At 50.2% G+C, this 9332-nt stretch carries 7 protein-coding genes; 6 read left to right on the top strand and 1 reads right to left on the bottom strand.

What is annotated here, in order from left to right; all coding sequences use genetic code 11:
- The first annotated feature begins 250 nt into the window (after positions 1–250).
- Genes DEF47_RS14805 through DEF47_RS14815 form a run of 3 tightly spaced genes read left to right on the top strand, consistent with a single transcriptional unit; the run spans position 251 to position 2318 of the window.
- Entirely contained in the window at positions 251–1021 is a 771-nt protein-coding gene (locus tag DEF47_RS14805; protein ID WP_012190263.1) for a tetratricopeptide repeat protein, read from the top strand.
- Positions 1022–1032: 11 nt separating this feature from the next.
- Positions 1033–1599 (top strand): TlpA family protein disulfide reductase, encoded by a 567-nt coding sequence (locus tag DEF47_RS14810; RefSeq protein WP_012190264.1) that lies wholly within the window; start codon positions 1033–1035, stop codon positions 1597–1599.
- Between the two features lie 38 nt (positions 1600–1637).
- The gene (locus DEF47_RS14815; protein WP_012190265.1) at positions 1638–2318 is read left to right on the top strand and encodes a response regulator transcription factor; all 681 of its coding nucleotides are present in this window, start codon (positions 1638–1640) and stop codon (positions 2316–2318) included.
- 65 nt (positions 2319–2383) lie between these two features.
- On the opposite strand, the gene DEF47_RS14820 is transcribed toward DEF47_RS14815, so the two are convergent.
- A complete protein-coding gene (locus DEF47_RS14820; RefSeq protein WP_012190266.1) occupies positions 2384–4165 on the bottom strand; it encodes a CSLREA domain-containing protein in 1782 nt (593 codons plus the stop codon).
- Between the two features lie 296 nt (positions 4166–4461).
- Here DEF47_RS14820 and abc-f point away from each other — a divergent pair, with 296 nt between their 5' ends.
- From abc-f to DEF47_RS14835, 3 genes are all read left to right on the top strand, one after another.
- A complete protein-coding gene (gene abc-f / locus DEF47_RS14825; protein ID WP_012190267.1) occupies positions 4462–6411 on the top strand; it encodes a ribosomal protection-like ABC-F family protein in 1950 nt (649 codons plus the stop codon).
- A 180-nt stretch (positions 6412–6591) separates the two neighbouring features.
- The gene (coaE, locus tag DEF47_RS14830) at positions 6592–7200 is read left to right on the top strand and encodes a dephospho-CoA kinase (RefSeq protein ID WP_012190268.1); all 609 of its coding nucleotides are present in this window, start codon (positions 6592–6594) and stop codon (positions 7198–7200) included.
- A gap of 19 nt (positions 7201–7219) precedes the next feature.
- Complete coding sequence (locus DEF47_RS14835) at positions 7220–9217, top strand: sensor histidine kinase (protein ID WP_012190269.1); 1998 nt, start codon at positions 7220–7222, stop codon at positions 9215–9217.
- Positions 9218–9332: the final 115 nt, after the last annotated feature.

The following is a 9332-nucleotide window of genomic DNA, read 5'->3' on the forward strand; positions in this document are numbered from 1 at the left end:
CCGCCGTGGGAGAGAGGCTGGGGTGAGGGAACGGAGATTATCCTTAAAACCTACCCTTGTACGTTACTCCCCTCTCCCGCCGAGCGAGCGAAGGGGATCAACCCAATCATTAAGGTTGGAATCCCCCCTCGCCCGCCGCAGTGGGCGAGGGGCAGGGGTGAGGGAAAGCAAAAACCATTACAACTTAATCGATCATAACCGCTGCGGATGCAGGCAACGTTTGCATCTGTAGCTAGCGAGTTTAAACAGAATGTCGGAACAACCCGATGAATTAGATTATCGTCCGCTGCCCTCGCGGCGTGGCAATCCCACAATTAAACCCATTGATGTGGAACGAGCAGTGCGTTGGCGCTGGCTAAATGGCTGGTTAGTGTTGGTCATTACAACTGCACTAGTAATTAGCGGAACTGGCGGCTTAATTTGGCTCAATACTCGTCCGCCAGCTGAGACCGCCCCGCAACAAATGCCGCTCTTTGCCTCGACGATTTTGAGCGAAATTAGCGACCCAAATGTGCGCGATCAACTGCTGGCGCTTGATGCGAGCACTATCCAAGCCCAAAGTGTGATCAACCAAAACCCGCGTGATCCGAATGGCTGGATTATGCTCGGCCATGCCCATTATGATTTTATTCAGATGATTTATGAGCATGCCCCCAACGGCCAAGCCTATGTGCAAAACCTCAGCCGTTGGATTCAAGCCAGCGATGCCTATTCGCAAGCCTTGGCCTTGGATACCTTCCAACCGCTGATTCGTTCGGATCGGGCGGTGGCCTTGGCACGCTATGGGATTGGCTTTGGCAACCCCTTTTATAGTGAACAAGCCCTCGCAGAAGCTGAAACCGCCTTGTCCCAAGATGATCAGACCTTGCTGGTGTTGCTGAATGTGGGGCGCGTGTATGCCTTATTGCCTGAACCACGCATGGCTGATGCCGAGCGTTTATGGCGAAAAGTTATTGAACTTGGCCCAACCAGTTTGCAGGCCAAATTAGCCCAAAGCCTGCTTGATGGAGCCAAGCCCTAGGAGCAATCATCATGACCAGCGAATCTGAAACTAGCGCCAAGCAAGGCCTTTCACGCAAAGAATGGCTTTGGCTCGGCGCAGGCATTGTCGTGGCAATTATCGTTATTGCGACAGTGGCAATCTTAACGAGTGGTGGTAGTAAACCGCAAACCGTGGTTGGTATCGATCGACCAGTGCCTGATATGGTGCTCAAAACGGTTGACGGTGGCAGCTTTAACCCGACGGAATATAAGGGCAAACCAATCATTATTAATTTTTGGGCCTCGTGGTGCGAGCCATGCAAGGAAGAAATGCCCGCTTTGGTGCGCACAGCCGAACGTTATGGTGATAAAATCGCCGTCGTTGGCATCAACCTAACCGATCAAGATAACGATCAAGAAATTCGGCGCTTTATTCAGCGCTACGCCGTAACCTACCCGATTGCGCTTGATAACGAGCGGGTTGCCCAACAAGCATTTGGGATTTTTAATATTCCTGTTACTTTTTTTATTGATTCTGAAGGCATTATTCGGTATACTCGGATTAATGCGATTACAGAGTCTGAGATGGATCATGTATTATCGGAATTATTGCCCTAAAAAATCGGGTTAGTGTTTTTGGAGAGGATCTCTCACTTATGGAACAACCGTTAATTTTAGTTGTAGACGATGAACCCGATGTTGCCCAGTTGTTGTCGTTGCAATTGACCATGGAAAAATATCGGGTTCAAATTGCCTACGACGGTCCAACCGCCATCGAGTATGTCCGCTCACTCACACCCGATTTAATTATCTTGGATGTGATGTTGCCTGCCATGGACGGCTACGAAACTTGCCGTCGAATTCGCGAGTTCAGCAATGTGCCCATTTTGATGCTGACCGCCAATATTCAAGACCAGCAAATTGTCTCAGGTTTGGATAGTGGGGCCGATGATTATGTCACCAAGCCCTATAGCCCAAGCCAATTGTTAGCACGGGTTCGGGCTTTGTTGCGCCGGATTCCACCGCAACGGCCAATTATCACCGCTGGCGAAGGCTTGATGGTGCTGGATCGACAACGCCGCGAATTGAAAGTCAAAGATAAAGTGATCGATCTCACGCCAACCGAATATCAATTGTTGATTTTGCTGGCTGATAGTGTTGGGCAAGTTGTGCCGCACGAAAAATTGCTTGGCTCGATTTGGGGCAGTGGCAAAGAATCAGATCACGATTCGCTGAAAGTCTATATCTGGCATTTACGGCGTAAATTAGAGGACAATCCCCGTCAGCCGAAAATTCTGCTGACCGAATGGGGTGTTGGCTATCGCCTAGCTGAGTAACCTAGTTTGCTTGTGGATTGAGGAATAAGCGGCACGATCAACGAGGATCGCGCCGCTTTGGCATTTTAGCGGGTGGCCCAAGGGGCAAATTGATGGTAGAAGGTTTGGGTCGAAACAAATTCGTAAGCACCAAGATCGCAGCGAGCCAACAAATCGCCATTGCCATCGATTGGCCGTGATTGACCGCGTTGATCGCTCGCGGGGCAGGCTTGGTTGTTGCCCGCATCAACCGCTGGGCTGGTTTGGGTTAATGGTGCAACCCAAGTGTAGTCATCAACTTGGGTTAGCGGGCTGGTTTGAGCCGCGAGATCACCAAGATTCGTATTGCCAGCCAGTTGGCAATCATCAAGCTCGCTAATCAGCGCATAAAAACCTTGCGTCGCCCCCCAGCAATCGGCTCCCGCAGGCGCTGTATTGAGGCTGATCAAGGTATTGGTAAGGTAGCTCGTACTGGCGGGTAGCGTATAAATTCCACCGCCAACTCCATCTTCATCGCCAAATTTAATGCCATTGCTAATCACACTAGTGTTGATCAAGTGCAATGAGCGCGAATTATAAATCCCTGCACCCGCCAAATTAGCCGTATTATTGCTAATCGTGCTATTGATAATGGTTAATTGATTGGTGTTGTGAACTCCGCCGCCAGTGCCAATTGGCGCAGTGCCCATAAATTCAATTGCTCGATTGGAATTATTGATGATTGTAGCGCGATCAAGTTGCATCGTGCCAGCATTACCAATCGCTGCTGAATCACCAGCATTGAATTTAAAGATACTGCGATTAATATTCGACTGGCCTTTGCTATGAATTGCCGTGCCATGAGCAATCCCATTGCCACTTCCAGCAGCATTGCGATCAAAGATGCTCGTATTGATCGTCAAAGCCTTGAGCGCATAGATTGCACCACCAGCATTGGCCTCGTTGCTCCGAAAGATCGTATTGCTGATCGTCTTGGTGCTATTCAACCACAACGCACCACCTTGCGGATCTTCGTTATCGTTCACAATGATTGCTTCGTTATCAGTAAATTCGCTGGTACTAATGCTTAATTGTTGATCGGTCGAAGTGCTATAAATTGCCCCACCATTGACTGCTTGATTTTGGCGAAAGTCAACCGCATTAATTGTTAACTGAGCGGTATTATAAATTGCTCCGCCATTAAAATCATGCAAGGTTGCGGCAGTACGATTACCAATCAATGCACTATTACTAATCGATAAACTGCCAGCATTGTAGATTGCTCCGCCATGTAAGGCAGCGAGATTATCGTTGTAATTCAGATTCAAAACGGTCTGATTATTATTCAGATTAACATTATTGATGGTTAGCTGGCCTTGATTATAAATTGCAGCACCATTCCATGGGCTATGTGCTTCGATTAAGCTCAGGTTGCTCAGATTAACCGTACCACTATGAATATGCAGAATTCGATTGGTATTGGCGACACTCAGGCCACTAATGATCGTCAGATTCGGAGCCGCGCCGACCAAACTCAGCGTATCGGTAATATCCAAATCGCCATATAAGCCGCTATTATCATCAAGCCGAAACTCCGTGCCAACTGGCGCAGGGTTATCGATATTCAGCGTATAGGTTCCGCTGGCTAAATTGATCGTCGTGACTAGCGCTCCATTGCCACAATCGGCGCTGACACTGTTGGTATTGGCCGCCACAATTGCCTCGCGCAACGAGCATTGGCCATTCTGATTAACTTCATCATTAAAGGTGGTTACGGTAAAAATCGAAGCAGCCGCCTGCGTTGCAATGGTTTGTTGGGCATGACCAATTCCAGCGGTCGCCAAACCAAGCAGCATGCTGCCCAGACCGATTATCGTTTTCAGATGCATACCAAAACCTCGTACTATAAAAAATCGAACCACTACCCATGAACTATATCGAAATTAGGGTGTATGGGTACGACTATGGTTGGCACCAGATTGAGGTGAGCAGGCTTGAATAGTCTCTCCCTATCAAAGCCGAAGTTGTTAAAACCACACCAGCGGGTTTATCCTAGCATACAATCCAGCATTTAAGTAGGGACGATTGTACTACTCGCTGAAGCGCATGCTACGTGCGCCTCAAGACTGATAGCTAAAACTTAAAGCAATGGTATGATGTGTGAAACCTTGAGGAGCACCCGATAATGTCTGTCTTAATTGCTAATAATCTCGGCAAATGGTTTGGAGCCGAACAAATATTTGAAGCTGTCTCGTTCCAAGTGGCTCGTGGCGACAAAATCGCCTTGGTTGGGGTCAATGGCGCGGGCAAATCTACGTTAATGAAAATTATCGCTGGCATCGATAGCTCCAGCGAAGGTTCGTTGCATCGCTCACGCGGTTTGCGCGTGACCTACCAAGCTCAAGAAGCAACGTTCGCCGCCGATTCGACCTTAGAGCGCGAAGCGCATGCCGCCTTTGCTGCGCTGAGCAACATCGAAGACGAAATGCGCCAGCTCGAAGTTACAATCGCCAATCCCGATGATCCCCAATGGGAACAGGCGATGGAGCGCTACGGCGAGTTGCAACATCGCTATGAGCATGCTGGCGGCTATGAAAAAGAACATCGCATTACCCGTACCTTCCAAGGTTTGGGCTTTACTGATGCTCAATGGACGCAGCCGATTGCTCAGTTTAGTGGTGGTCAACGCACCCGCGCCGCGCTTGCCGTGGCCCTACTAGGAGATCCCGATATTCTATTGCTTGACGAGCCGACCAACCACTTGGATATGGCGGCCTTGGAATGGCTCGAAGACTTTTTGCGCGATTGGGAAGGCACATTGATCGTGATTTCCCACGACCGCTACTTCCTTGATCGGGTTTCAAATCGCACTTGGGAAATGGAGTGGGGCCGCTTGCAGGATTACGCCGCGCCCTATTCCAAATATCAAACGATCAAGGCTGAACGCATGGAGCGTTTAGCCAAAGAGTTTGAAGCCCAACAACAGATGATCGCCAAAACCGAGGAATTTATTCGGCGCTTCAAGGCTGGGGTTCGTGCCCGCGAAGCCAAAGGCCGCGAACGCCGACTTAATCGCTTTAAAGAAGGCTGGAATAGTATTCACGGCCATGTTAAAGCGATTGAAGGCCCGCAACGCCGCAAAGAACTTAAATTTGCCTTGCAAACCAACCTTCGTTCTGGCGATGTTGTGCTAGCGCTCGATCAATTGGGAGTTGGCTATACCAACAACGGACAAACCACCACTTTGCTACAATTTGATGAATTGTATGTGATGCGCGGCGAACGGGTGGCCTTGCTGGGGCCAAATGGCAGCGGCAAATCAACCTTGCTCAAAACCGTGGTCGATCAACTCAAGCCCTTGGCTGGTAGTTTTGAGGTTGGAGCCAACGTACAGCTTGGCTATTATGCCCAAGGTCACGAAGGCCTCGATTTCAACAACACGATTTTGGATGAAGTGCTGCGCCATAACCCGCAAATGGGCGAAACCCGGGCACGTACCATGCTCGGCAACTTCTTATTTACCAGCGATGATGTATTCAAGCAAATTCGCGATCTTTCGGGCGGCGAGCGTTCGCGAGTAGCCTTATCGCAGTTGATGCTCAATGGTGGCAACTTCTTGATGCTCGACGAGCCAACCAACCACTTGGATATTCAGGCCCGCGAGGCGCTTGAAGGCGTGCTTAACGATTTTAATGGTACCTTACTGTTTGTCTCGCACGACCGCTATTTTATCGATGCAGTCGCTGATACCTTGTGGTTGGTCAACGATGATGGCAGCATTACGCGCTTTCCAGGCAATTATTCGGCGCTTGCTGCTCAGCGAGAAAACGAACGTCGTGCTGCTGAAGCCGCCGCGATCGAGGCCAAACGCGCTGCCGAACGCCAAACCAAGGCCAACAAAGCCAATCCAACGCCTGTGCCAGCCAGTGCCAAGCGCCAATTGCAAAACCTTGAGCGCGAAATTGCCAGCCTAGAGCAACGCAAAGCCGCGCTTGATGCCGAAATTATGCAAGCATCAATTAAGCAAGATAGCCGCAAAATTGGCGAGCTTGGCACGCAATATGCCGCACTCGAAAACCAACTCAGCGATTATTACACCCGCTGGGAGCAATTGGCCGAAGAAGTTGGAGCCTAATTAAAGGCAAAAGTCAGAAGGCAAAAATCAAAAGCGCAGAGGCGCAGAGAAAAGAAGGGTACGAAGATTTAGGGTTTTGGCTGTAAACGTTGTTAATATCAGCCTTCGTGCCCTTCGTGTCCTTCGTGGTTAAACGGTATCTTTCATAGTTCATAATTCATCCTTGTATAAGGGCTTGTAATGTATCGAATTGGTTTGACTGGCAATATTGCATGTGGCAAAAGCACGGTGGTGGCGATGCTTCACGAATTAGGCGCAGCTGTTTGCGATGCTGATGCCGTGGTGCATCAAGTGCAAGCCCCTGATGGCAGCGCTTATACACCGATCGTCGAGGCTTTTGGCCTTGGAATTCTGCAAAACCAAACCTTTGGCCAGCCAATTAATCGTCAAGCCCTAGGCCAAATCGTTTTCACCGATCAAGCCCAGTTGCGCCGTTTGGAAGCCTTGGTACACCCAATTGTTCGCCAAACAATTATGGCTTGGCTGGAAGCTCAGCGCCAAAATAATGCTCAGGTTGTGGTGATCGATGCAATTAAATTGATTGAAAGTGGCTATCCTGCTTTGTGTGATGCAGTTTGGGTTGTCACCGCTGATCCAGCAATTCAGCTAGCTCGCTTGATCGAAACCCGGGGTATGAGCGAAGCCGAAGCCTTGCTGCGGATTAATGCTCAAAATAGTCAGGCCGATAAAATCGCCCATGCCGATGTTGTAATTGATAATAGCGGTTCGCTCGCGGAAACTCGCCGCCAAGTTGAACAAGCATTTTTGGCGATTCAACGCCATGATTAAACCAAGTAAGGAGCCAGTTATGCGTGTTCTTGATGCCCCAACCAATCAAGCACGACCAACCCCTCAACCACGATTAACCCCAGCCATGAGTTTTGGCTTGGCAACACTTGGTGTTTTTGTGGGGGTTGGCTGGCTCTGGCTTGCGCCACACTGGCTAGCATTGCTAATCACGCTTGGTTCATTAAGCCTTTTGCTCGGCCAAGCGTGGGCCAGTATCCAACGCACTGAGCGCGAACGCACGGTTTTAGCTCAAGCACATAGTGCCCTCGATAGCGAATATAACAGCATTCAAGCCGATTATGCCACGCTCGAACGGGCCTACGAAGATTTGCAACAATCGTATCAACGCTTGCAACGGCGGATCGATGAACGCACCGCCGAACGCGATCAATCGACCAATCAGTTGCAAACCTTGCTTGATGATACCCGCTCGTATGTCGCCCAACTAACGGCATTGAATGAAGTTTCAGTTGCTTTGAACGCCACGCTTGATCGCGATGAGGTGTTGGCTTGTATTTTGCGCCAACTTGAACGGGTGGTTACCTTCGATAGCGCTTCAGTTCAGCAGCTTGAAGATGATGAATTGCAAGTAATCGCTGCCCGTGGCATGAATAACGAAGTCTATGATATGCGGATTTCGGTGCCTGATAATGAATTGGCGCGGAAAGTGGTTGGATCGCCTGCACCAGTGGTTTTGGGCGATGTGCGCAAAGATCCATCGTTTGTGATGCAGCCTGGGCCAATTCGTTCATGGATTGGGGTGGCCTTGCGGGTGGGCGAACGCACGGTCGGCATTTTGACCGTCGATAGCCATCGCGAAAATGCCTATACCGCCGATGATGGTCACTTGGTCGCCAATTTTGCCAACCAAGCTGCCTTGGCCTTGCACAACTCACATCTGTTTGCGGCTGCTGAACGTCGCGCCACCGAAATGGCCTTGCTTTTGGAAATGACCCGCACGGTTGGCTCGACCTTGCACTTGCCCGAAGTCTTGCTCCGTGCCGCCGCCGCCATTGGCGAGGCCTTGCATGCTGAAGATGTATTGGTGTTATTGCTTGATGAACAGGGCGAGCGTTTGACTCCCCAAGCTGGCGCAATGGGTGATCATAACTACTTGCGCATGCGTTGGGCCAGCCCAACCTCGTTGAGTAACGAGCCAACTTTAGCCAAAGTGATCAAACAAGGCTGCGCCAGAGTAATTCATGCGGTTTCGCCGACGATTCCTTACCAAACCTTGTTGGCCTTGCCATTGAGCATCAAAGAGCAAGTTTTAGGGGTTGTCTTGGTCGCCACACCTGATCGCGATGCCCCATTTGGGCCACAGCAATTGGTTTTAGCTGAAGGTTTAGCCACCTCAGCCGCCATCGCGATCGAACAAGCACGTTTGTATGATCAAGCTCGACGCGCGGCTCAAGCTGAGGAGCGTTCACGTTTGGCGCGTGAATTGCACGATTCGGTCACCCAGACCTTGTTTAGCATGACCTTGACGGCTGAAGCTGCCCGTGCCCAAGTTGAGCGCAACCCAGTTCGGGCGGCCACTCAAATTGATCGCTTGAAGGCCGCAGCCCATCAATCACTAGGCGAAATGCGTGAACTCTTGCTGCAATTACGCCCAACGCCGTTGCAAGAACATGGCATTATCAAATCGCTGCGCGACCATATTGCCAGCTTGAATGCTCAAGAAGTTGCCATTAATTTGGAGTGTGAGGGCGAGGATTCGGTACTTAGCCCAGCCAATGCTGCTGGCTTATATCGAATTGCCCAAGAAGCGATTGCCAATGCGCTGCGCCATGCCCAAGCAACTAATGTACGAGTGAGCTTCAGCTTTGCCAGCAAATCGACGACCTTGATGGTGAAAGATAATGGCTGTGGCTTCGACCCCGATTTATTGGAGCGCAGTGGCCGCCATTTGGGGCTAACCAGTATGGCCGAGCGTGCCGGAGAACTGGGTGGCACGCTCGATGTGCAAAGTGTCGTTGGCGAAGGTACCTGCTTAACCGTGCACCTGCATGGGTAAGCTTGTTGCATTCGTACCAATCGCAAAGGCCTAAGCAAATTGATTGATTGCCTAGCCTTGTTAATCGCACTTTAGGGGGTGCAGGGGGATGAACCTATAGGCATCAACCTTAGCC

This window comes from Herpetosiphon sp., from assembly GCF_003512625.1.
Classification (GTDB): Bacteria; Chloroflexota; Chloroflexia; order Chloroflexales; family Herpetosiphonaceae; genus Herpetosiphon; species Herpetosiphon aurantiacus.

Bases quoted from the DNA above. Each gene is read 5' to 3' on its own strand.
- DEF47_RS14805 (WP_012190263.1), top strand. From the start codon at position 251: ATGTCGGAACAACCCGATGAATTAGATTATCGTCCGCTGCCCTCGCGG.
- DEF47_RS14810 (WP_012190264.1), top strand. From the start codon at position 1,033: ATGACCAGCGAATCTGAAACTAGCGCCAAGCAAGGCCTTTCACGCAAA.
- DEF47_RS14815 (WP_012190265.1), top strand. From the start codon at position 1,638: ATGGAACAACCGTTAATTTTAGTTGTAGACGATGAACCCGATGTTGCC.
- DEF47_RS14820 (WP_012190266.1), bottom strand. From the start codon at position 4,165: ATGCATCTGAAAACGATAATCGGTCTGGGCAGCATGCTGCTTGGTTTG.
- abc-f (WP_012190267.1), top strand. From the start codon at position 4,462: ATGTCTGTCTTAATTGCTAATAATCTCGGCAAATGGTTTGGAGCCGAA.
- coaE (WP_012190268.1), top strand. From the start codon at position 6,592: ATGTATCGAATTGGTTTGACTGGCAATATTGCATGTGGCAAAAGCACG.
- DEF47_RS14835 (WP_012190269.1), top strand. From the start codon at position 7,220: ATGCGTGTTCTTGATGCCCCAACCAATCAAGCACGACCAACCCCTCAA.